Raw genomic sequence first — 20,656 nt, 5'->3', positions numbered from 1 at the left:
CTACGCGAAGCTAATTCGACTGGCTGCCACGCACAATTGCCAAGCGGCGAGCGAGGATAATTTTCAAAACATTTGCCGAAAGGCTTCATATGCCGGGCCTAGAAGGAAGCCGTCAGGCAGTTTTGAAAATTATCATCGGGCGGCGCGGGCCTGCACTTAGTTCCGCTGAAACAGTGCCTTGACGAAAGCATCGGCCTCGAACGGCTGCAGGTCTTCCGCCTGCTCGCCCACACCGATAAAGCGCACCGGTATGCCGAATTTCTGTGCCAGTGCAAAGACCACCCCGCCCTTGGCGGTGCCGTCCAGCTTGGTCAGCGCAATGCCGGTCACGCCGGCGGAATCACGGAACTGGCTGGCCTGGCTCAGAGCATTCTGGCCGGTGCCGGCATCCAGCACCAGCAGCACTTCGTGCGGCGCGGTATTGTCGAGCTTGCCCATCACCCGGCGAACCTTGGCCAGCTCCTCCATCAGGTGCGCCTTGTTGTGCAGGCGCCCCGCGGTGTCCGCAATCACCACATCGATATTACGAGCCTGTGCAGATTGCACCGCGTCGTAGATCACGGAAGCGCTGTCTGCACCGGTGTGCTGCGCCACCACCGGTACCTGGTTGCGCTCACCCCACACCTGCAGCTGCTCGACCGCCGCCGCACGGAAGGTATCCCCCGCCGCCAGCATCACGGACTTGCCTTCGCCCATCAGGCGGCGGGCCAGCTTGCCGATGGTGGTGGTCTTGCCCACACCGTTGACGCCCACCACCAGGATCACGAACGGCTGCCTGCTGCGGTCGATCTCAAGCGGCGCTTCCACATCCACCAGCAGGTCACGCAGCTCCTGTTGCAGCGCGGCGTAGAGCGCATCGCTGTCGGCCAGCTCGCGGCGGGAAACCCGGTCGGTGAGGTTGTCGATGATCTCGGAGGTTGCCTCGATACCCACGTCGGCGAGGATCAGCTGGGTTTCAAGCTCTTCCAGCAGGTCCTCATCGATCTCCTTGGCACCAAGGAAGAGGTTGCCGAGACCCTCGGCAAACTGGTTGCTCGAGCGTGCCAGGCCACGCTTGATACGCGCAAAGAAGCCACCCCCCTGTTCCGGGGCCTTGCCGGCAGCTTGCTCCGGTTCTTGTTCCGGCCCCCCGGCAGACGCAGCGGCCGCTTCTGGCTGGGGTGCTGGCTCTGCTGGCTGGGGAGCAGCCCCTGATTCGGCGGATTCGGGCTCCGGGGTGTCGGCTGGCGGCTCATCCGGGCGCTCGTCACTTGCCTTGCCGGGCGCACCTGCCGTCCCGGCATGCTGCTCCTGTTCCGGTTTCTGTTCCGGCGTCGTGACCTGCTGCTCGTCTTCAGTTGCGTCGGCGGGCTTGGGCTCGTCGCTTTTCTTGCGAAAGAAATTAAAAATCATACGGCGTTCAACGATAATGGGCGGGGCCGGCTGCCAGGGCGCCGGTCATCAGGCCGCCAGTTTACCACCGGGCGACCGGTCGATTCACTACCAGGATTGAGTACCTTGCCGCGTAAAACCCGCCAGTCCCCCAAAGTGCCGCCCGGCAAAGCCGCCGGCAGCCAGGTCCTGCGTATCATTGGCGGGGAATGGCGCGGCCGCAAACTGACTTTCCCCGCCATCGACGGATTGCGACCCACCGGCGATCGCCTGCGTGAAACCCTGTTCAACTGGCTGCAGTGGCAGCTGCCACGCGCGCGCTGCCTGGATCTGTTTGCCGGATCCGGTGCGCTGGGCCTCGAGGCGCTGTCCCGTGGTGCCGCACAGGTGCAATTCGTGGAACTCGACCGCGCAGCGGCGCGGGCCATCAACGGCCACCTTGAACTGCTCGGCAGCAAGGACGGCAAGGTATTCAACGGCAGTGCCGGCGCCTTCCTGCAGCAGCCGCCCGAGCCCTTCGATATCGTTTTCGTGGACCCGCCGTTTGCCGGCGACCTGTGGCAGCAGGCATTGGTGGCGCTGCAGCAGGGGTGGCTGGCACCGGATGCGCTGGTCTATATCGAGTCACCAAAGCACACCGACATGGCGTTGCCGCCGGACTGGGAGCTGCTCAGGGAAAAGCGCAGCGGCCAGGTCTGCATGCGCCTGCTGCGCACCCCTGACGGCTAAAATTCCGCTAATTTTGTGGAATCCGCGCAAATTGTTTAAGATTCCGCCCCCTTTCCGCTAATCGGTTGCGCGCATCTATGAAAAAGGTGGTTTACCCGGGAACCTTCGACCCCATCACCGTCGGTCACATTGACCTGGTAGAAAGGGCCTGTCGCCTGTTTGACCACGTGGTGGTCGCTGTGGCGGCAAGCACCAAGAAAAAACCGCTGTTTACCCTCGATGAGCGCGTCGATCTGGCCCAGCAGGTACTCGGGCACAAACCGAATATCGAGATTGTCGGTTTCGACATCCTGCTGGCAGACCTGGTCAAGCAACTGAATGCCTATGGTGTCGTGCGCGGCCTGCGCGCGGTCTCCGACTTCGAGTACGAGTTCCAGCTCGCCAATATGAACCGTCAGCTGGCCCCGGAAATGGAGAGCCTGTTCCTGACCCCGGCAGAGCACCTTTCCTATATTTCGTCCTCGCTGGTGCGCGAGATTGCCTCGCTCGGTGGCGACGTCAGCAAGTTTGTACCGCCCGTGGTACGCGATGCACTGCAGGAAAAATTCAGCAAATAAGTCTCCGATACGCACGTTGGATTCCGGTACACTCGTGAAAACAGTGTTTACCGGATCAATAACGTGCGTTTAGTTTCCCTCGGCCTCGGTGCCGCACTCTCCATACTGCCCTCTTTTCTGCTCGCGCAGTCAGACAGCGTCCACCCGGAAGCGGCAACTGGCATCAGCGAGATCAAGCAGGCCACTGCCAGTGAATATATGGCGGTCACCGCCAACCCGCATGCAACCAGCGCCGCGCTGGCCATACTGGAGCAGGGTGGCTCCGCAGTGGATGCCGCTATCGCCGCACAACTGGTGCTCGGTCTGGTGGAACCGCAATCTTCCGGCCTTGGCGGCGGCGCCTTTATCCTGACCTATGGCGGTGACGGAGATACCAGCGAGAAAAAAGCGCTGCGTTTCTACGACGGCCGCGAGACCGCGCCGGCCAGTGTGGACGAGGATTACTTCCTCGAAGCCGGCCAGCCGCGACGCTTTTTTGATGCGCTGATCGGCGGCTACTCGGTTGGTGTACCGGGCCTCGTCCGCACACTGGCGCTGGCGCACCGTGAACAGGGCAAGCTGCCCTGGGAAAAACTGTTCGAACCCGCGCTCAAACTGGCGGACGACGGTTTTGCCGTATCCCCGCGCCTGCACCAGCTGCTGGTGAAGATGCCTAAGGTTGCCGTGCGCGAGCCGATCAAGGCATTTTTCTTCGATGCCGATGGCAAGCCGCACCCCATTGGCCACCTGCTGAAGAACCCGGCCTATGCACAGACACTGCGCACCCTGATCAAAGACCCCGAGGATTTCTATACCGGCAAGCTGGCGCAGCAGATCGTCGAAGCAGTGCGCAATGACCCGCACAACCCCGGCAAGATGACCATGGACGACATACGCGGCTACGAGCCGAAGATGCGCAAGCCGGCCTGTTCCGCATTCCGGGAATATCGCGTGTGCGGCGCGCCGGCACCGTCTTCCGGCGCGACGACTGTCGGCGCCATCCTCGGTATGCTGCAGGACTTCCCGCTGGAGAAAATGCAGCCCGGTTCCGTCGAGCTGACGCACCTGTTTATCGAGGCCTCCGAGCTGGCCTTCGCCGACCGCAACACCTATGTAGGCGATCCGGATTTTGTTTCCGTACCGACCGAGCAGCTGCTGGACCCAGAATACCTGCGCAAGCGCGCGCGACTTATTTCGCCGGAGAAAGCACAGCCATCGCCACCCGGAAAAATTGACACTAGCAAACTGCAGTCCACTTCACCGGAACTGCCCTCCACCACACACCTGGTAGTGGTGGACAACAACGGCAATGCCGTCAGCATGACCTCCACCATCGAGAGCGGCTTCGGCTCCCGCTTGATGGTCGGCGGCTTCCTGCTCAACAACCAGCTCACCGACTTTTCCTTTGTGCCGCGCACGGAAGACGGCCAACGCATTGCCAACCGCATTGAGGGCGGCAAGCGGCCACGCTCTTCCATGTCGCCGAGCATCGTGTTTAACAAGGACGGCAGCCCGCGCCTGCTGATCGGTTCACCCGGTGGTTCCGCCATCATTGGCTACACCTCGCGTACCATTCTCTATCACCTGGTGCACGGCATGCCGCTGGCTGAAGCCATCGCAGCCGGCAACATCATTGCAAAAGGTCGCGGCGTGACACTGGAGCAGGGCCATTTCGATGGCGAGACCGTTACCGCACTGGAAAAGAAAGGACACAAGGTTGCCCTGCGCAATCTCAACAGTGGCCTGCACGGCATTGCACTGCAGGATGGCATGCTTGTTGGCGGTGCCGACACCCGCCGCGAGGGCGTGCCCGGCGGAAAGTAAAAGCCTTGTTCCGGCAGGAAAACAAAACCTGTGATAGCCTGCGAATCCCGGTGCGAAATGAAATTGACGGAGGGATTCGCAGTGCAAAAAAACGTTGCAAAAACTGCACTGAAAATGCTGTTGTTGGGGCTCGCCACAACCGCAGCGGCCACAGTAACCGCCAGCACAGATGCCAACGACTTTTACGAAAAAGTCATGGGCAGCGCGCCGCCACTGCCAGCGGATATTTCACAGCAACCGCTCAGCTGCATTATCGGGGCTGCTGCGAATCCGGAAAAATTTCGCGATGCCACCCAGGCGGGTTATGACAAGTCCGGCTGGGAATCCCGTATCGCCGCGGACTGGAATTATTTTGGCGAGGAAGCCAGGCACGGCAAGCTGCTGGTGATTGATTTCGCCCGTATACCGAATCGCGCGGAACCTGCGTATCGCTACCTCGGCAACGCCAACAGCTACGATGAACTCTACGAGCCCTGGAGCAGCTCCAAGGTCATGGCAATCACCGGCACCATGGCCAGACTGCGCGCACAGGGATTACCGGGCAACAGTTCGGTTGGCGGGCTGCCCATGGCGGACTTGCTCACCAGTATCCACAGCTATGAACCTTTCGGTACCGCCAACGGTGACTCCAACAGCATTGCCACTTACTTCGTGAACACTGCCGGGCGCGAATACCTCACCGGCCTGTTCCATCAGCACTGGCTGAAACTTTCCAATCCCGACGTGCGTATACGCGGTGCCTACGGCGCTGACCCACTCGCACCAGAACCGGCCATATGGCAGGGCGGCGGCAAGCGCACCGCACTATCCTCGTTCCGCCCGAGTGATACCGACCCGCTGTACCAGCCCTATCGCTGTGACGAGTGCGGCCTCACTGGCAACAAGCCGGCCACACTGCTGGCGCAGGCCGAGTGGCTCAAACGCCTCGCCGCGCACGAGCGCGACACCGGTACCCGCCATCCCGGTCTGCTGTCATCGGACATCCACACACTTTTTTACGGCAGTGGCCACAGTGACAGTAGCCGCCCGGTCGGCGGCATGATGCAGGGCATCGGTACCATGCTGCACACCGCACTGGCCGCAGCGATTTCCGGTGAGCAACCGCCGGCGCCGGCCGAACGCAATGCGTGGGCGAAGAAAATCCTCGACGAGGCCACCGATGGGCAGTGGCGCGTTTTCCAGAAAATCGGCTGGGGTTACAGTGGCACCCGCACCGCGGACGAGGCCGTGTCACTGGCGCATGTGTGCCTGCCGGGGTACCAGGGCGGACGTGAATTCACCGTGGCCGCGCGTGCAAACGTACCCGGCGAGCCCGGGGAGAAAGAAGGTCAGGCTGCGGCCCTGCAGCTGCAAACACTGTTTGACGAAAGCATGGCTAAATTGCTGACGGAAGGCTAACAGGCCGCTTTCGATCAACGCTGGCAGCGCCCGCAGAACACAGTGGCGCGCTGCCCCAGCACCGTTTCCTTCAGCACGCTGCCGCACTGCACGCATTTCTGACCACCGCGGCCGTACACCAGCAGCTCTTGCGCAAAATAACCGGGCTCGCCGTCGCCGCCGACAAAATCCTGCAGCGTGGTGCCACCCTGCTCGATCGCCCGCGCCAGCACCGCCTTGACCTGCCCGGCCAGGTGTTCATAACGCGCGCTACTGATGCGGCCGGCGGCGCGGTCGGGGCGAATACCCGCCTTGAACAGCGCCTCATTGGCGTAGATGTTCCCCACCCCCACCACAATACGGCCATCCATCAGGAAGGTTTTCACCGCCTGCTTGCGCCCGCGCGAGCGCTGGAACAGGTAATCACCGCTGAAGGCATCCGACAGCGGTTCCGGGCCCAGGTGGCGCAGCAGCTCGTGTTGGTCCGGGGCGCCGGCACACCACAGCAACGCACCGAAGCGGCGTGGGTCGCGATAGCGCAACACCGTGCCATCATCGAATAGCCAGTCGACATGATCGTGGGCCATGGGCGGGTTGTCGGCCGCAACGATCCGCAGGCTGCCGGACATGCCCAGATGCCAGATGGCGTGACCGTACTCGAACTCGAGCAGCAGGTACTTGGCGCGGCGGGAAACGGATAGCAAAGTTTGCCCCTCGATCACCTGTGCCAGGTCTGCAGGCACCGGCCAGCGCAGGCGCGGCTCGCGCACAATCACCTGCTGTACGGTCTTACCGGTGATGTGCGGTGCTATACCGCGACAGGTGGTCTCGACTTCGGGTAGCTCAGGCATGATCAGGTCTCGCTATATCCGCAGGCACAAAAAAGCCCGGGCAATGCCGGGCTCTTTGTGCGCAGTGCAAGTCAGGCTTACTTGATTTTGCCTTCCTTGTACATGACGTGCTTGCGAACGACGGGATCAAACTTTTTGATCTCCATCTTCTCAGGCATGTTGCGCTTGTTTTTGTCGGTGGTGTAGAAGTGACCAGTACCGGCACTTGAGTTCAGACGAATCTTCTCACGCATTGTTCTTTCTCCTCAGCCCTGCGATTAAACCTTTTCGCCGCGCGCGCGCAGCTCGGACAGGACGTTTTCAATGCCCTTCTTGTCCACGATACGCATGCCCTTGGCGGACAGACGCAGCTTCACGAAACGCTTCTCGGACTCAACCCAGAAACGGTGCGTGTGCAGGTTTGGCACGAAGCGACGCTTGGTGCGGTTTTTCGCGTGGGAAACATTGTTACCAGTCACTGGGCGCTTACCAGTTACCTGACATACCTTAGACATCGTTATAGCCTCTCAAAACACTTGCTGCCCGCAGCACCAGTTAGAGGCTACGGGGACTTCAAATTCGGTATTCAGCGCGTACAGGGCTAGTAAAATAAGGGCCCGGTCGCAAAGAGCGGCGTTTTATACCAGAAGCCGTGGGGCGAAACAAGTTTTCGGCGGTTTTTTAGTCAGGACAATCAGTCAGCAAAATTCACTGACCGAACGTCCAGAAATGGGCTGGCGCCCTTTGCTACGCGCGGGTTTACGAGTCTTCGTCGTTGTCTGCGGCGTCCGCCACTCTCGATATTGAAGAAGGCGCATATCCATTGCGGCTCACCACCTTCAGGTATTTGCACCACACCCTTTCCGGGAAGGTTTCCGCCGGCAGCTCGCCGGTCGCGACCTGCAACAGGCGCGCCTGCTCAGCTGTAGCCGGCGGCATCTCACCGGAGCACAGGCGCTTCAACAGGCGCCCGTAGTGGGTCAGGAAATCCGCCTCACGGATGGAAAACTCACCACAGCGGTGGAACCCCATAGTGAAATTGTCGTCGTACCACGGCTGCGCACTGAACTCGTAGCCGGAGAAATCGATCTGCATTGCCAGTCCTCCCCCTTTCGGTCACGTTTTGCACGGGATGTTTTGGCGAATTTAAGCCGCAGGGGCATACTGCGGTACAGCAAAAAATTTCTATCGTGAGGAGTGATTTTTTTGGATACGGAACTGCTCCGCACCTTTCTGGAAGTGGCGCGCTGCCGCCACTTTGGCCGCGCCGCGGAAAACCTCTACCTGACCCAGTCGGCGGTAAGCGCCCGGGTCAAGCAACTGGAGGCCAAACTCGATACCGAGCTGTTCTACCGCCACCGCAACAACATCCAGCTGACTCCGGCCGGCAGCCGCCTGATGCCTCATGCCGAGGCCCTGCTGGCAGGCTGGCAACGGGCCGCGCAGGATATCGCGCTGGGGTCATCGGAAACGGTGCAGCTGGCCATCGGCGCGAGCCCCAATATATGGGAGGTGTTGCTGGCAGAGCGCATCAGCGACCTGTTCGCGGACGCCCCGGGTATCGCCGTGCGCGCCGAGGCCCTCGGCCCCGACACCCTGATACGGCAACTGCTCGAACGGACCCTGGACATCGCACTGATGTTCGACCCGCCCAAGGTCGACGAGCTCAAGCATCGGGTGGTCAGCAGCGTGGACATGGTGCTGGTGGGTACCAGCGAGGGGACGACCATCGACGACCTCGCCAGACTGGACTGGGTCGAGATTGACTGGGGCCTGCGCTTCGGACTGGAACTGCACAAGGCGCTGCCGGAACTGCCGACACCGCGCCTGTACAGCAACAGTGCGCGGGTGGCACTCAACTACCTGCTGGCCAACGAGGGTTTTGCCTACCTGCCGGCGGTGGTGACGGAAAAGGCACAGGAGGGCGGCCGGCTGGCGCCGGTTGCCGGTGCGCCGGTAATCCAGCGCGAGATATATGCCAGCTGGCTGGGCGGCGGGGCCCAGACAGAGGCCGTACAGCGACTCGCCCAGCAGCTCCAGTCCAGCCTGTCCGCTGGCAGCGCCCAGGTGCTATAGCAGGCCCCGTTCCGCCAGCGACACCGCATGGCCATCGCCGACCACCAGGTGATCCAGCAGCGCCACATCCACCAGCGCCAGCGCCTCGCGCAGGCGCCCGGTGATGGCGATATCGGCACCGCTGGGCTCGGCCACCCCGGACGGGTGGTTGTGGGCCAGGATCACCGCCGCAGCGTGGTGGCGCAGGGCAGCCGCCACCACCTCGCGCGGATACACGCTGGCCGCATCCAGGGTGCCCTCGAACAGTTCCTCGTATTCGATCACTGCATGCTGCTTGTCCAGGAACAGGCAGGCAAAGACCTCCCGCCGACGGTGACGCAGCCGACTGGCAAGGAAATCCCGCACCGCCTGCGGACTGTCCATCACGCTGCCGCGGCTGAGGGTCTCCGACAAATGCCGGCGGCCCATTTCCAGCACCGCCTGCAGCTGTGCGTACTTGGCGTCACCGAGGCCACGACCACGGCAGAACTCGCTGCGGCCTGCCTCAAGCAGTGCGCGCAGGCCACCAAAGTCCGCGAGCAGGCTGCGTGCCAGGTCTACCGCGGACATGCCGGTTACCCCGGTGCGCAGGAATATCGCCAGCAGCTCGGCATCCGAGAGTGCGCCCGGTCCCCGCGCGAGCAGTTTCTCCCTGGGCCGCTCCAGCGCCGGCCAGTCACTGATTGCCATCATTCCGTCCCTGATATGGCGGCGCCACAGCTGTGCTGGCGGCGCGAAAATGCTAACCTTAACCGCTATTTGTCTGGAATTTGGACGGTCTATGGCAGGCTTGGCTGGAAAACGGCTGCTTCTTGGCGTAACCGGCGGCATCGCCGCCTACAAAAGCGCCGACCTGGTACGCAAGCTCCGCACGCTCGGGGCCGAGGTGCGCGTGGTCATGACCCGCGGCGCCACCGCGTTCGTGCAGCCACTGACGTTCCAGGCCCTGTCGGGCAACCCGGTGCATACGGACCTGCTGGATCCGGACGCAGAGGCCGCCATGGGCCATATCGAGCTGGCCAAGTGGGCGGACCTGATACTGGTGGCGCCCGCCAGCGCAAATACCCTGGCGCGCCTGCGCACCGGCATGGCCGACGACCTGCTCGGCACCGTGTGCCTGGCCACCGAGGCGCCGCTGGCGCTGGCACCGGCCATGAACCAGGCCATGTGGCGCCACCCCGCCGCGCTGGAAAACGCGTCCGCCCTCGCAGCACGCGGGGTCGAGCTGTGGGGTCCGGACGACGGCAGTCAGGCCTGTGGCGATGTTGGCCCCGGGCGCATGCTGGAGCCCGTCGAGCTGGCGGAGCGCGCCGCGCGCTTCTTTGCCCGCGGTGATGCCGCCGGGCTGCATATCGCCATAACCGCGGGGCCCACCCGCGAGCCGCTGGACCCGGTGCGCTACATCAGTAACCACAGCTCCGGCAAGATGGGCTTTGCCCTGGCGCAGGCGGCAGAGCGTCGCGGTGCACGAGTCACCCTGATTGCCGGCCCGGTCAACCTGCCAACCCCGGCCGGGGTAGAGCGGGTCGACGTGGGTTCCGCGCAGGAGATGGCGCAGGCTGCCGAGCGGGCCGCCGACAGCGCGGACATATTTATCGGTGCCGCCGCGGTGGCGGATTTCCGCCCGGACCAGGCCGCCGAGCACAAGATCAAGAAAGAGGCCGGCGTCGACAACGCCAGCATCGCGCTGGTGAAGAACCCGGACATCATTGCCGGCATCTCCGCGCGCAAGGACCGGCGCCCCTACACGGTCGGCTTTGCGGCCGAGACCCGTGATGTGGCCCGGTACGCGCAGGACAAGCTGCAGCGCAAGAACCTGGACATGATCGTGGCCAACGATGTGGGCCGCGCGGATATCGGGTTCGACAGCGACAGCAACCAGGTGCTGGTGATCGACCGCCAGCAGACCCGCGAACTGCCGCTGGCACTGAAATCGGAACTTGCCGGGCAATTGCTCGACCTGATTTTGCAGAACAAAAAACAGAAGTAAAAAAACGATAAAACCCTGGGGAACATCCGTGTTTTCGCAATTGCTATCCAAGACCCAAAAGCCCGGCGCCACTCAGGGCACTGGCAACCTGCTGGCAAAATTCGACAAGGGCCTGATCGCCGGGCTCTGCCTCGTGCTCGCCGCCTGGGGCGGGTTTGGCTATTACAGTTACCAGAAACTGATTGCCGACGTCAGCCGCGAACAGGTCAAGAACGCCGCCGAGCAGACCGCCAAGAAATACGCGCGCCGGCTGCAACTGTATTTCGCCGGGCTGCGACGCGACCTCGAGCGCGCCGGGGTGATCTATGATGACTCCCCGCAGACCGTGGAAAAGGCGCGCCGCGCGGTATTCCAGGCGAGGCCCAAGACGGTTGCCGTACAGTACTTCCCCTTCCGTGAGGGGCGTGCCGGCAGCGGCACCCAGGTGGAACTCAACTACGCCCTCGCCGACCTGATCAACCGCTCCGAGGCGGGCCGTCCGCAGTTGCCGGAAATCCTCAAGTTGAAGGACAAGTGGCAGATCCACACCGCGATCCGCGTCACCGATGGCGGTCGTGCCAGCGAACAGTCCAGCTTTGGCAGTGCGCGCCCGGAAAGTGTCAATTTCCAGCCGGCCGGCCGCGAAAAGCTGCTCGGCACCATCCTGGTGACCATCGCCTTTGAGGATATTTCGCAGGAGTTCGCCGCGTTCGACCAGAGCGAAGGCCAGATCACGGTCACCCAGAAATTCCCCGACGCCCTGCCACAGGTCCTGTGGCGTGCCGGTACCGGCGGTGCCAGCGAGGTGGCCAGCATCCACGTTGCCGACAGCCACCTGTATATGGAATTCGTGGCCTCGCCGGCGTTTGCCAAGCGCTATTCCGAGTCCGGCACCCTGCTGGTGAGCGCATTCGTGGCGGTGGCGCTGCTCAGCGCCCTGCTGCTGATCCGCCTGTACCCGGAACCCAAACCGAAAGTGGTCAAGCGCAAGCCTGTGGTGCCGCGCCCGCTCACGCCAGCAGAACTCGAAGTCGACGAGAAATATATGTCCGCGCGCGAGGCCCGCGCACGCCACAAGCAGAAAGCCGTGGAATCGCTTTCGGAGATGCCCGCTGCCGCGCCCACGGCCAGCGAGGAAGCAGACTACCCGGACCATATCTTCCGCGCCTACGACATCCGCGGCATTGCCGGCGACGAGATCACCGAGCCGTTCGCCTACCAGCTGGGCCGCGCCCTCGGCACCCTGGCGCTGGAAGAGGGCGAGCGCATGATGGTGGTCGCCCGCGATGGCCGCACCACCAGTGCCACCCTCAGCAGCTGCCTGATCGAGGGCATCCTCAGCACCGGCTGCCATACCGTTGATCTGGGCCTGGTGCCCACCCCTGTGATGTATTTCGTCACTGCGCTTGGCAAGGCTACCCACAGCGGCGTGATGGTGACCGCGAGCCACAACCCGGCGGAATACAACGGCTTCAAGATCGTGATTGGTGGCCGCCAACTGGCGGACGACCGGCTGCAGGAACTGCTGCAGCGCATGCGCGGTGACGACTTCCGCAGCGGTGCCGGCAAGAACCGCCAGCAGGATGTCAGTGCCAACTACATCGACCATATCTATAACGACGTGGCCCTGGCAGGTACGCCGAAACTGGTGATCGACGCCGGTAACGGCGCAACCGGCGAGCTGGCGCCACGCCTGTTCGAACAGCTGGGCTGCCAGGTGACCAAGTTGTTCTGCGAGATCGACGGCCGCTTCCCCAACCACGCGCCGGACCCGTCGCGCCCGGAAAACCTCGAGCCGCTGGTGCAGAAAGTGCAGGAAGCCGGTGTGGACCTGGGTATCGCACTGGACGGCGACGGCGACCGCGTCACCCTGGTCAGCAGCAGCGGCCGCATCTGCTGGCCGGATCAGCTGCTGATGCTGTTTGCCCGCGATGTGCTGTCGCGCCACCCGGGTGCCGATGTCATCTTTGATGTGAAGTGCAGTCGCGCCGTCACCGAGCTGGTCAACCAGTACGGCGGCCGCCCGGTAATGTGGAAAACCGGCCACTCGCCGATGAAGGCCAAGATGCAGGAAACCGGCGCCCTGATCGGCGGCGAGCTTTCCGGGCACATCTTTATCAAGGAGCGCTGGTTCGGCTTCGATGACGGCATGTACGCAGCGGCGCGCCTGCTGGAAATCATGGCCCTGCGCGAACAGTCGCTGGACGAACTGCTGGATTCACTGCCGCAGTACGTCAGCACGCCGGAAATCCTGTTGCCGGTCTCGGAAGCTGAGAAGTTCGCACTGGTGGAAACCCTGCTGCAACAGGGCGACTTCGGCGATGGCGACGTAACCACCGTGGATGGTATCCGTGTCGACTACGCCGATGGCTGGGGACTGGTGCGCGCCTCCAACACCACCGCCGCACTGACGCTGCGCTTCGAAGCGGTGGATGAGGCCGCACTGGCACGCATCCGCCAGGACATCGCACTGCAGCTGCAGCGCGTTGCCCCGGACCTGCGCATCCCGGGCTGATACACGAACCCGGGCCAATACACGAAAAAGTACTGATCAGTACACCCATAACCAGTAACGCAACAACGGAAGTTTTTACCGATGTCACTCGACCGCAGTAGTGCGCTGCAGACAGCCGAAGTGCTGTCCGAAGCGCTGCCCTATATCCAGCGCTTTTCAGGCAAGACCATCGTGGTCAAGTTCGGCGGCAACGCCATGGTAGACCGCCAGCTGCAGGACAGCTTTGCGCGGGACATCGTATTGATGAAACTGGTCGGCATGAACCCGGTGGTGGTGCATGGCGGTGGCCCGCAGATTGGCGAACTGCTGGGCAAGCTCAATATCGAGTCGCGCTTTGTCGACGGTATGCGCGTGACCGACAGCGAAACCATGGACGTGGTGGAGATGGTACTCGGCGGCACTGTCAACAAGCAGATCGTCAACCTGATCAACAACAATGGCGGCCGCGCGGTGGGTATTACCGGCAAGGACGGCCTCCTGATCCGCGCTCGCAAACTCGAGGTAAAACGTACCTCCCCGGATTTCCAGGCATCGGAAATCATCGACATCGGCCATGTGGGCGAGGTCCAGGACGTGAACACCGGCGTGATCGACATGCTGGTGGGTGGCGACTTTATCCCGGTCATCGCGCCCATCGGGGTCGATGACAAGGGGGCCTCCTACAACATCAATGCCGACCTGGTGGCTGGCAGGATCGCCGAGGTACTCGGTGCGGAGAAACTGCTGCTGCTCACCAATGTGGCGGGCCTGCAGGACAAGTCTGGCACCGTACTGAGCGGCCTCAGCACCAAACAGGTCGACGGCCTGATCGAGGATGGCACCGTCTACGGCGGCATGCTGCCAAAGATCCGCTGTGCGCTGGATGCGGTGAAAAACGGCGTGGCCTCGGCGCATATCATCGACGGCCGCGTGCCGCACGCTGTGCTGCTGGAAATTTTCACAGATGCGGGGGTCGGTACACTGATCACCAACCGCAACGGCGAGCAGGGTTGATTGCCAGAGCACAAAAATAAGGCAGATCGTGCATTAAGTTGCCGATCCGGTTCGCGCACACATAAAACTGGGCGCACCGGCCGGTAAACAATTGAAGCGCGACAGGTGAAAAGCTAGGATGCTCGCTCCGCCAGCAGGCGGTGGCCAGCGCTTTACTCAAGGGGGCAGGGGGTTATGTCCAACGAAAAGATCAATCGTCGTCAGCAGATCCTCGAGGCGCTGGCGCATATGCTGGAGGCCAGTCCGGGCTCCCGCATCACCACCGCGGCGCTTGCGCGCGAGGTGGGTGTTTCCGAGGCTGCGCTCTACCGTCACTTCCCCAGCAAGTCCAAGATGTTCGAGGGCCTGATCGAGTTCATCGAAGAGACCATCTTCTCTCGCATCGCGCTGATCATGGAAGACGAACCACAGGCGCTGGCACGCTGCCACAAGATCCTGCACCTGCTGCTGGCTTTCTGTGAGCGCAACCCGGGCATCACCCGGATCCTCACCGGCGATGCACTGACCGGCGAAACCGAGCGCCTGCGCGCACGCATCCTGCAACTGTTCGATCGGCTGGAAACGCAGCTGAAGCAGGTATTGAGAGAGGCTGAGCTGCGCGAGCAACAGCGCCCGAGCATTCCGGTGGGATCGGCCGCGAGCCTGTTACTCGCCGCGGCGGAGGGGCGCATCATGCAGTATGTGCGCAGTGGCTTTAAGCGGCGCCCCACAGAGTACTGGGCCGAGCAGTGGCCAGTGCTGGTGCAGGGCTTCTTCCGCGAAACCGCAACAGTGGGCTGAACCGGTCAGGTCAGCGCCGCGCGCTGATCTCGCGGAAACGCTTCATGTAGCCCTGATAGCGCTCGTTGATGGCTTCCGCCTCGCGGGTGCGCTTGTTCAGGCGGGTCTGGATCAGGGCAATCTCCCCTTCCAGCACCTGGATGCGCTGTGACACCTCTGCAGATACGGGGCGGTTGTTGCGCTGCAGGCGGGCCGCCGTGGCTTCTTCCTTCCGCACTTCACTGCGCAAATTCATGATATTGGAGCGCATGATCGCCATGTCCTGCTGTACGGTCGCGAGCTTGCGCCGGCGGGCATCGTCGATGTCCTTCTCACTGCTGTAGCGACGGCGCAGTTCCCTGTCCGCCTTTTCCTGCTCGATACGGTGCCGCTGGGCTGCCAGCTCTTCGCCGGTCAGCTCCGGCGGCACCACTTCCAGCACCTGCCCGCTCGGACTCAGGACCTCGTAACCCTTGCCCACGAAGCGCGGTGGCACCTGTGCGGCGATCACCTTGATACCGTGTTCATTCACATATCGATAGCGCAGGTTGCCGCGATCGTCAGACGGCAGACCACTTGCTGCCCCGGCAAGCCCCAGGGCAATAATCGCTGATAACGCCTGTTTCAACGCCCTATTCATAATTGTTGTTATTCCCTTGCGTACCCTGCGGGGGTTATTTGTATACTTTTACGCCAATATTTGCGATTACCCCGCCTTACCTTCCATGGCAGAACCGCTTGAATGCCCGGGCTGCGCTATACACCATACTCCTCGCGATAGGCAATTACCCGCGCCAGCACATCACTTTCGGAACCATCACCCTTTAAATAATCGATGATGTCATTGAGTGCAACAATACTGACCACCGGAATATTGTACTCCTGTTCCACTTTTTGTATAGCGGAGGTGTCGCTGCCATCCCCGGCCTTTTCCTGACGGTTAAGTCCAATTAGTACCCCGGCAGGCTCTGCACCCTCGTGCGCGGCAATGATATCCATCACTTCACGGATCGCGGTGCCGGCGGTAATCACGTCGTCAATAATCAGCACCTTGCCCTCCAGCGGCGCCCCGACCAGGGTGCCGCCCTCGCCGTGGGTCTTGGCTTCCTTGCGGTTGTAGCAGAAGCCCACATCCCGGCGCTGGGCCGGATCGTGAAAATCCGCCAGCGCCGCTGCGGTGACCGCGCCCAGCGGGATGCCCTTGTAGGCGGGCCCGAAAATCACATCGAACTCAATGCCGGAAGCCACGATCGCCTCCGCATAGAAGCGACCCAGGGCGGCCAGGGCCGCGCCGCTGCGAAATCGACCAGCATTGAAAAAATAAGGACTACGGCGTCCCGACTTCAGGGTAAAATCGCCAAAACAGAGCACCTGCTGCTGCAGTGCGAGGTCAATAAAGTCGTGCTGGTACGGCTGCATGGCAAATCGTCCACGGTTAGCTAAGGTGAATAGAAAGGCGTTTCTCATTCAGGACGAATGAGTGTCGACTGTCGAAATAAGTCTATTAATTTTACACAGTCCGCTGGTAAGGGGCTAATAATGAGAATTGTAAGCCTGTCTGTGGATGGAATTCACCAGGCAGCACAGCGCGGTTTGTACGAGTGGCTGGACACCCAGGACGCGGACATCATCTGTCTGCAGGACCTGCGCGCCCTCGAGTACGAGCTGGACCACCCGATTTTCCACCCGGATGGTTACTTCACCTATATCTTTGATTCCGGCGTGGCCCACCACAACGGCGTAGCCATCTATACCCGCCAGCAACCCAAGGCCCTTATCTTCGGTATGGGCTTTGCCAATGGTGCCGATATGGACGGGCGCTACCTGCAGGCGGACTTCGAGCGCCTCAGTGTCGGCTCGTTGATGGCACCTCCTGCCAAGACAGAGGCAGAGCTGGAAGCCAAGGTTAAGTTCTTCGAGGACATGCAGGCGCACCTGCACAAGATCAGCCGCAAGCGCCGCGACTTCATCTTCTGCGGTGACTGGGGCATGGCGCACCGCCGCGCCGATGTGCAAAACTGGCAGGACCACGAGGATTCCCCCGGGTTCATGCGCCACGAGCAGCGCTGGATGGAACAGCTGTTCACCGAGATCGGCTACGTCGATGCGTTCCGCAAGGTGGTCAAGGATTCCGACGAATTCAGCTGGTGGCCGAGCGGCACCGTGGGTGAGGGCGACGGATGGCGCACCGATATGCAGGTCATCTCCGAGAGCCTCAAGGGCCGGGTGGAGTACGGTGCGATCAACAAGAATGCGCTGTTCTCCAGCCACCTGCCGTTGACCATGGATTACGACATAGAGATCTAACAGATGGGGTCAGAGTGTTAACTCTGACCCCATTAATCTTGGACATACGGGGTCAGAGCCAATGGCTCTGACCCCCTTGACTTGAAGGGGTCAGGTTCTTGAACCTGACCCCAGGAATCTTCGACTTTCGGGGTCACAGCCGTTGGCTCTGACCCCACATATCTTTAAAGCAGCAACAGGCTGCCCAGGCCAAGAAAGCTGAGAAAGCCCACCACATCCGTCACCGTGGTGAGGATCACCGAGCCCGCCAGGGCCGGATCCATTCCAAACCGCTCCAGCACCATCGGTATCGCCAGCCCCGCCAGCACCGCCACCATCTGGTTGATCATGATCGCCGTGCCGATCACCATGGCGATAATCGGATTACTGAACCAGAGCCAGGCGATCAGCCCCACCGCCAGCGCCCACACCACGCCGTTGAGCATGGCCACGCCAATTTCCTTGCGCAGCAGCGCGCGCCAGTTGTCACTGCGCACCTGGTCCAGCGCCAGCCCGCGAATCACCAGGGTCAGGGTCTGGCTGCCGGCAATACCGCCCATACTCGCGACGATCGGCATCAGCACCGCCAGCGCCACGATCTTGCCCAGCACATCCTCGAAGTTGCCGATCACCCACGACGCCAGCAGGGCGGTGAGCAGGTTTACCCCCAGCCATACCGCGCGGTTACGCGCACTGGTCAGCACCGGCGCGAACAGATCCTGTTCCTCATCGAGGCCAGCCATGCCCAGCAGGTTGTGGTCTGCCTCATCCTGAATAACACCCATGGCATCATCGAGGGTGATGCGCCCCAGCCAGATGCCCTCCGGCCCGATCACCGGCAGTTCCACATAGTGCTTCTGCCGGAACAGCGCAGCCATGTCCGCCAGCGGCATTTCCGGCCCAACCTGATCGAGGTTGTCGATCATCGGCAGCTCGCCCACCGGTACATCGTCCTCCGCTTCCAGGATATCGGCCAGTGCCACAGCGCCCAGATACTGCTTGCGCGCACCCACGATATAGATCTTGTCGGTGTAGTTGGGCAAACGACGCGCGCGGATATGCCTTAGCACCTGGCCTGCCGTGCGCTTGCGCCCCACCGAAATGCCCTCGTGGTCCAGCAGGCGCCCGGCCTGCTCATCGTCAAACTGCAGCGCCATCTCCACCTGGGCGCGATCCTCGGTGGAGAGGGAATCGATGACTTCCTGCGCCGCTTCTTCCGACAGCATTGCGACGACATCAGCGACCTCCGCCGCTTCCATCTGCTCGGCTGCCTCGGCGATTTCCTCGACCGGCATCTCCTGCAACAGGGTCTGCAGGACGTCGTCGTGCAGGTAGGCCAGCACCTCACCGCGGGAATCATTAGGAAGCTCGGCCCACAGGGCACGACGGGCCTTCAGCGGCAGGGATTCAAGCTGGTTCGCAATGCTGGCCGGATGGTTGTCCGGCGGGGCCATGTTTTCTGATTCTGCTTGCATAAAAACCACTACCGCGCTATTGAATGGACGCCATGTTATCCAAGCCGCCGCGACGATGCACGGCTGCTACTGTCAGGGAGCCAATTAATGTCATTCTCACTGGATTTATCCAACCCGGCTGTCGCCACCGCCGCCAAGCTCGGTGTAATCGCCCTGATCACAATCATTCTGTGGTTTGCACTGGGACGCGCCCTGTCACGCCTGCAGGAAAATGCGGAAGACGAAAGCTGGTTCCCGGTACTGCGAATCTCCCTGCGCTCACTGCTGGTGGTTGTGGCCATTTTTTCCGCGTTGGATACCCTGTCCATCAACACCAATGGACTGCTGGCGGTGCTCGGTACTGCGGGACTGGCGGTCGCACTCGCGCTCAAGGATACGCTGCAGAACATCGCCTCCGGCCTGATGATCCTGGCACTGCGGCCGTTCAAGGTGGGCGACACCATCGACTTTGGCGGCACCATTGCGACGGTGAAAGAGATCAACCTGTTCGCCACCGAACTGAAAAGCCTGGACGGCCTTTTTATCTCTGCCCCGAACACCGCACTCTGGGGACAGACCATCACCAACACCAGCCGCAATAAAACCCGGCGCATGGAAATTGTCACCGGCGTTCGCTATCGCGATGACTACCGCAAGGGACTCGAGGTGCTGCGCCAACTGGTTGCGCAGGAACCGCGTGTACTGCAGGACCCGGAGCCGACGTTTGTCGTCATGGCCCTGGCGGACAGCGCGGTACAGCTACGCCTGCGCGCGTGGACGAAGACGGATGATTTCTGGGATACCTATTTCGACCTGATGGACAAGATCAAGCCGGCCCTTGAGGCAGCCGGCCTCGAAATCCCATTCCCACAACAGGAACTGCACCTGGTCACCAGCACGGACAAAACACCCGCCTGATTCAGTGCATTTCCAGGTCACTCACTTCGTCGCGGAATACCTCCACCTGCTCTTCAACATGGCGGGTGGCGCCACTGGAGAAGTAGGCGAGGTGCATGAGCGCATCGCCTTCATTGACCAGCGGAAGGGTGTGCATGCCGATGACAATACCATCGCGGTGCGCGAATACCTCGGTGACATCGGCACCCAGCGGTGCGGATATTTCTGCCAGTAATTGGCCCCTCTTGACCCGGTCACCCAGGCGCACCTTGGAAAGCAGAATGCCGTTGGAGTTGGCCCGCACCCAACTGGATGAACGCGCGATAACGGGCTCACTGCGCGCCTTGCGCCGGCTGGCGGGCATCATGCCCAGGTTGCGCATGACATTGATGACCCCGTGCACGCCACCGGCGATGGCAAACTTGTCAAAACGCAAAGCCTCACCCCCCTCATAGGTCAGCACCGGGATATCCGCCTGCTCGGCCTCTGCGCGCAGGGAACCGTCGCGCAACACCGCGTCAATAACCACCGGCGCACCGAATGCCTCTGCCATTTCGCGGGTTGCCTCTGTCGAGAGGTCGGCACGGATCTGCGGCAGGTTATCGCGGTGAATCGCGCCGGTATGCAAGTCGATGACATGGGTGCAGTGCTGCACGATCTCGGTAAAGAACTGGTATGCCATGCGCGCGGCGATGGAGCCACCCTCGCTACCGGGAAAGCTCCGGTTCAGGTCGCGCCGATCCGGCAGATAGCGGGACTTGTGCACGAACCCAAATACATTAACCACCGGAACCGCCACCAGGGTACCCTTGATCTTGTGCGGCTGCAGCCTCGCCAGCAGCTGCCTCACAACTTCTACTCCATTGAGCTCATCACCGTGGATCGCGGCGTTCACCAGCAACACCGGACCGGGCTTTCGCCCGTGCAAAACCTCAACGGGAATACTCAGTGGCGCATGTGTATACAGTTGCGCGACTTCCAGATCGAACGCGAGCCGCTCCCCCGGCCACACGTTGTGCCCGGCGATACTGAACGGCGCCACACTATTTTTCTTTGTCACT

Annotated in this window: 21 protein-coding genes; 11 read left to right on the top strand and 10 right to left on the bottom strand. The window is 61.9% G+C overall.

Annotated features, from left to right (window positions below):
* Positions 1 to 156 precede the first annotated feature (156 nt).
* Positions 157 to 1,392, bottom strand: coding sequence for a signal recognition particle-docking protein FtsY (ftsY, locus tag QSJ80_RS02495; protein ID WP_285762685.1), 1,236 nt, complete (start codon positions 1,390 to 1,392; stop codon positions 157 to 159).
* 135 nt (positions 1,393 to 1,527) lie between these two features.
* Here ftsY and rsmD point away from each other — a divergent pair, with 135 nt between their 5' ends.
* The 4 genes from rsmD (at position 1,528) to QSJ80_RS02475 (ending at position 5,858) form a co-directional block, all read left to right on the top strand.
* Positions 1,528 to 2,100 (top strand): 16S rRNA (guanine(966)-N(2))-methyltransferase RsmD, encoded by a 573-nt coding sequence (gene rsmD, locus QSJ80_RS02490; protein ID WP_285762892.1) that lies wholly within the window; start codon positions 1,528 to 1,530, stop codon positions 2,098 to 2,100.
* A gap of 77 nt (positions 2,101 to 2,177) precedes the next feature.
* Positions 2,178 to 2,657, top strand: coding sequence for a pantetheine-phosphate adenylyltransferase (gene coaD, locus QSJ80_RS02485; protein ID WP_285762684.1), 480 nt, complete (start codon positions 2,178 to 2,180; stop codon positions 2,655 to 2,657).
* Positions 2,658 to 2,720: 63 nt separating this feature from the next.
* Positions 2,721 to 4,460 carry a gamma-glutamyltransferase gene (gene ggt, locus QSJ80_RS02480; RefSeq protein WP_285762683.1) on the top strand — a complete coding sequence of 580 codons (1,740 nt, stop codon included), beginning with the start codon at positions 2,721 to 2,723 and terminating at the stop codon, positions 4,458 to 4,460.
* Positions 4,461 to 4,541: 81 nt separating this feature from the next.
* Positions 4,542 to 5,858 (top strand): hypothetical protein, encoded by a 1,317-nt coding sequence (locus QSJ80_RS02475; RefSeq protein WP_285762682.1) that lies wholly within the window; start codon positions 4,542 to 4,544, stop codon positions 5,856 to 5,858.
* A gap of 14 nt (positions 5,859 to 5,872) precedes the next feature.
* Here QSJ80_RS02475 and mutM read toward each other — a convergent pair whose 3' ends face one another.
* From mutM to QSJ80_RS02455, 4 genes are all read right to left on the bottom strand, one after another.
* On the bottom strand, positions 5,873 to 6,688 hold the full coding sequence (mutM, locus tag QSJ80_RS02470; protein WP_285762681.1) for a bifunctional DNA-formamidopyrimidine glycosylase/DNA-(apurinic or apyrimidinic site) lyase: 816 nt from the start codon (positions 6,686 to 6,688) through the stop codon (positions 5,873 to 5,875).
* Between the two features lie 77 nt (positions 6,689 to 6,765).
* The gene (rpmG, locus tag QSJ80_RS02465) at positions 6,766 to 6,921 is read right to left on the bottom strand and encodes a 50S ribosomal protein L33 (RefSeq protein ID WP_285762680.1); all 156 of its coding nucleotides are present in this window, start codon (positions 6,919 to 6,921) and stop codon (positions 6,766 to 6,768) included.
* A 24-nt stretch (positions 6,922 to 6,945) separates the two neighbouring features.
* Positions 6,946 to 7,182, bottom strand: coding sequence for a 50S ribosomal protein L28 (rpmB, locus tag QSJ80_RS02460; protein ID WP_285762679.1), 237 nt, complete (start codon positions 7,180 to 7,182; stop codon positions 6,946 to 6,948).
* Positions 7,183 to 7,426: 244 nt separating this feature from the next.
* Positions 7,427 to 7,762 carry a MaoP family protein gene (locus QSJ80_RS02455; RefSeq protein ID WP_285762678.1) on the bottom strand — a complete coding sequence of 112 codons (336 nt, stop codon included), beginning with the start codon at positions 7,760 to 7,762 and terminating at the stop codon, positions 7,427 to 7,429.
* Between the two features lie 111 nt (positions 7,763 to 7,873).
* Between QSJ80_RS02455 and QSJ80_RS02450 the strand changes: the two genes are divergently transcribed.
* Positions 7,874 to 8,743 carry a LysR substrate-binding domain-containing protein gene (locus QSJ80_RS02450; protein ID WP_285762677.1) on the top strand — a complete coding sequence of 290 codons (870 nt, stop codon included), beginning with the start codon at positions 7,874 to 7,876 and terminating at the stop codon, positions 8,741 to 8,743.
* Here QSJ80_RS02450 and radC read toward each other — a convergent pair.
* Positions 8,738 to 9,412 (bottom strand): RadC family protein, encoded by a 675-nt coding sequence (radC, locus tag QSJ80_RS02445; protein WP_285762676.1) that lies wholly within the window; start codon positions 9,410 to 9,412, stop codon positions 8,738 to 8,740. The genes QSJ80_RS02450 and radC overlap by 6 nt on opposite strands.
* 91 nt (positions 9,413 to 9,503) lie before the next feature.
* Here radC and coaBC point away from each other — a divergent pair, with 91 nt between their 5' ends.
* From coaBC to slmA, 4 genes are all read left to right on the top strand, one after another.
* Positions 9,504 to 10,712 (top strand): bifunctional phosphopantothenoylcysteine decarboxylase/phosphopantothenate--cysteine ligase CoaBC, encoded by a 1,209-nt coding sequence (gene coaBC, locus QSJ80_RS02440; protein ID WP_285762675.1) that lies wholly within the window; start codon positions 9,504 to 9,506, stop codon positions 10,710 to 10,712.
* A gap of 28 nt (positions 10,713 to 10,740) precedes the next feature.
* Positions 10,741 to 13,206, top strand: a complete 2,466-nt coding sequence (locus QSJ80_RS02435) for a phosphomannomutase/phosphoglucomutase (protein ID WP_285762674.1) — start codon at positions 10,741 to 10,743, stop codon at positions 13,204 to 13,206.
* Positions 13,207 to 13,287: 81 nt separating this feature from the next.
* Positions 13,288 to 14,199 carry an acetylglutamate kinase gene (gene argB / locus QSJ80_RS02430; protein ID WP_285762673.1) on the top strand — a complete coding sequence of 304 codons (912 nt, stop codon included), beginning with the start codon at positions 13,288 to 13,290 and terminating at the stop codon, positions 14,197 to 14,199.
* Positions 14,200 to 14,373: 174 nt separating this feature from the next.
* Entirely contained in the window at positions 14,374 to 14,979 is a 606-nt protein-coding gene (slmA, locus tag QSJ80_RS02425; protein ID WP_285762672.1) for a nucleoid occlusion factor SlmA, read from the top strand.
* 10 nt (positions 14,980 to 14,989) lie between these two features.
* On the opposite strand, the gene QSJ80_RS02420 is transcribed toward slmA, so the two are convergent.
* Both QSJ80_RS02420 and pyrE read right to left on the bottom strand, forming a co-directional pair.
* Positions 14,990 to 15,598: a hypothetical protein gene (locus QSJ80_RS02420; protein ID WP_285762671.1), complete on the bottom strand. Its 609-nt coding sequence runs from the start codon at positions 15,596 to 15,598 to the stop codon at positions 14,990 to 14,992.
* A gap of 116 nt (positions 15,599 to 15,714) precedes the next feature.
* Positions 15,715 to 16,377, bottom strand: coding sequence for an orotate phosphoribosyltransferase (pyrE, locus tag QSJ80_RS02415; protein WP_285762670.1), 663 nt, complete (start codon positions 16,375 to 16,377; stop codon positions 15,715 to 15,717).
* A 120-nt stretch (positions 16,378 to 16,497) separates the two neighbouring features.
* On the opposite strand from pyrE, the gene QSJ80_RS02410 reads away from it, so the two are divergent.
* Complete coding sequence (locus tag QSJ80_RS02410) at positions 16,498 to 17,265, top strand: exodeoxyribonuclease III (RefSeq protein WP_285762669.1); 768 nt, start codon at positions 16,498 to 16,500, stop codon at positions 17,263 to 17,265.
* 164 nt (positions 17,266 to 17,429) lie between these two features.
* On the opposite strand, the gene mgtE is transcribed toward QSJ80_RS02410, so the two are convergent.
* Positions 17,430 to 18,719, bottom strand: a complete 1,290-nt coding sequence (gene mgtE / locus QSJ80_RS02405) for a magnesium transporter (RefSeq protein WP_285762668.1) — start codon at positions 18,717 to 18,719, stop codon at positions 17,430 to 17,432.
* A gap of 87 nt (positions 18,720 to 18,806) precedes the next feature.
* On the opposite strand from mgtE, the gene QSJ80_RS02400 reads away from it, so the two are divergent.
* Positions 18,807 to 19,616, top strand: a complete 810-nt coding sequence (locus QSJ80_RS02400; protein WP_285762667.1) for a mechanosensitive ion channel family protein — start codon at positions 18,807 to 18,809, stop codon at positions 19,614 to 19,616.
* Position 19,617: 1 nt separating this feature from the next.
* On the opposite strand, the gene QSJ80_RS02395 is transcribed toward QSJ80_RS02400, so the two are convergent.
* Entirely contained in the window at positions 19,618 to 20,655 is a 1,038-nt protein-coding gene (locus tag QSJ80_RS02395; RefSeq protein WP_285762666.1) for a succinylglutamate desuccinylase/aspartoacylase family protein, read from the bottom strand.
* Between the last annotated feature and the right edge of the window lies 1 nt (position 20,656).

The organism is Biformimicrobium ophioploci, from assembly GCF_030270605.1.
GTDB lineage: Bacteria > Pseudomonadota > Gammaproteobacteria > Pseudomonadales > Cellvibrionaceae > Biformimicrobium > Biformimicrobium ophioploci.
The sequence above is the reverse complement of the archived record's forward strand: the minus strand, read 5'-3'. Positions and strand labels throughout refer to the sequence as shown.

What these genes read in the sequence shown, in the direction of transcription:
- ftsY (WP_285762685.1), bottom strand. Translation starts at nt 1,392, where the DNA reads ATGATTTTTAATTTCTTTCGCAAGAAAAGCGACGAGCCCAAGCCCGCC.
- coaD (WP_285762684.1), top strand. Translation starts at nt 2,178, where the DNA reads ATGAAAAAGGTGGTTTACCCGGGAACCTTCGACCCCATCACCGTCGGT.
- mutM (WP_285762681.1), bottom strand. Translation starts at nt 6,688, where the DNA reads ATGCCTGAGCTACCCGAAGTCGAGACCACCTGTCGCGGTATAGCACCG.
- rpmG (WP_285762680.1), bottom strand. Translation starts at nt 6,921, where the DNA reads ATGCGTGAGAAGATTCGTCTGAACTCAAGTGCCGGTACTGGTCACTTC.
- rpmB (WP_285762679.1), bottom strand. Translation starts at nt 7,182, where the DNA reads ATGTCTAAGGTATGTCAGGTAACTGGTAAGCGCCCAGTGACTGGTAAC.
- QSJ80_RS02455 (WP_285762678.1), bottom strand. Translation starts at nt 7,762, where the DNA reads ATGCAGATCGATTTCTCCGGCTACGAGTTCAGTGCGCAGCCGTGGTAC.
- radC (WP_285762676.1), bottom strand. Translation starts at nt 9,412, where the DNA reads ATGGCAATCAGTGACTGGCCGGCGCTGGAGCGGCCCAGGGAGAAACTG.
- coaBC (WP_285762675.1), top strand. Translation starts at nt 9,504, where the DNA reads ATGGCAGGCTTGGCTGGAAAACGGCTGCTTCTTGGCGTAACCGGCGGC.
- argB (WP_285762673.1), top strand. Translation starts at nt 13,288, where the DNA reads ATGTCACTCGACCGCAGTAGTGCGCTGCAGACAGCCGAAGTGCTGTCC.
- slmA (WP_285762672.1), top strand. Translation starts at nt 14,374, where the DNA reads ATGTCCAACGAAAAGATCAATCGTCGTCAGCAGATCCTCGAGGCGCTG.
- QSJ80_RS02420 (WP_285762671.1), bottom strand. Translation starts at nt 15,598, where the DNA reads ATGAATAGGGCGTTGAAACAGGCGTTATCAGCGATTATTGCCCTGGGG.
- pyrE (WP_285762670.1), bottom strand. Translation starts at nt 16,377, where the DNA reads ATGCAGCCGTACCAGCACGACTTTATTGACCTCGCACTGCAGCAGCAG.
- QSJ80_RS02410 (WP_285762669.1), top strand. Translation starts at nt 16,498, where the DNA reads ATGAGAATTGTAAGCCTGTCTGTGGATGGAATTCACCAGGCAGCACAG.
- mgtE (WP_285762668.1), bottom strand. Translation starts at nt 18,719, where the DNA reads ATGCAAGCAGAATCAGAAAACATGGCCCCGCCGGACAACCATCCGGCC.
- QSJ80_RS02400 (WP_285762667.1), top strand. Translation starts at nt 18,807, where the DNA reads ATGTCATTCTCACTGGATTTATCCAACCCGGCTGTCGCCACCGCCGCC.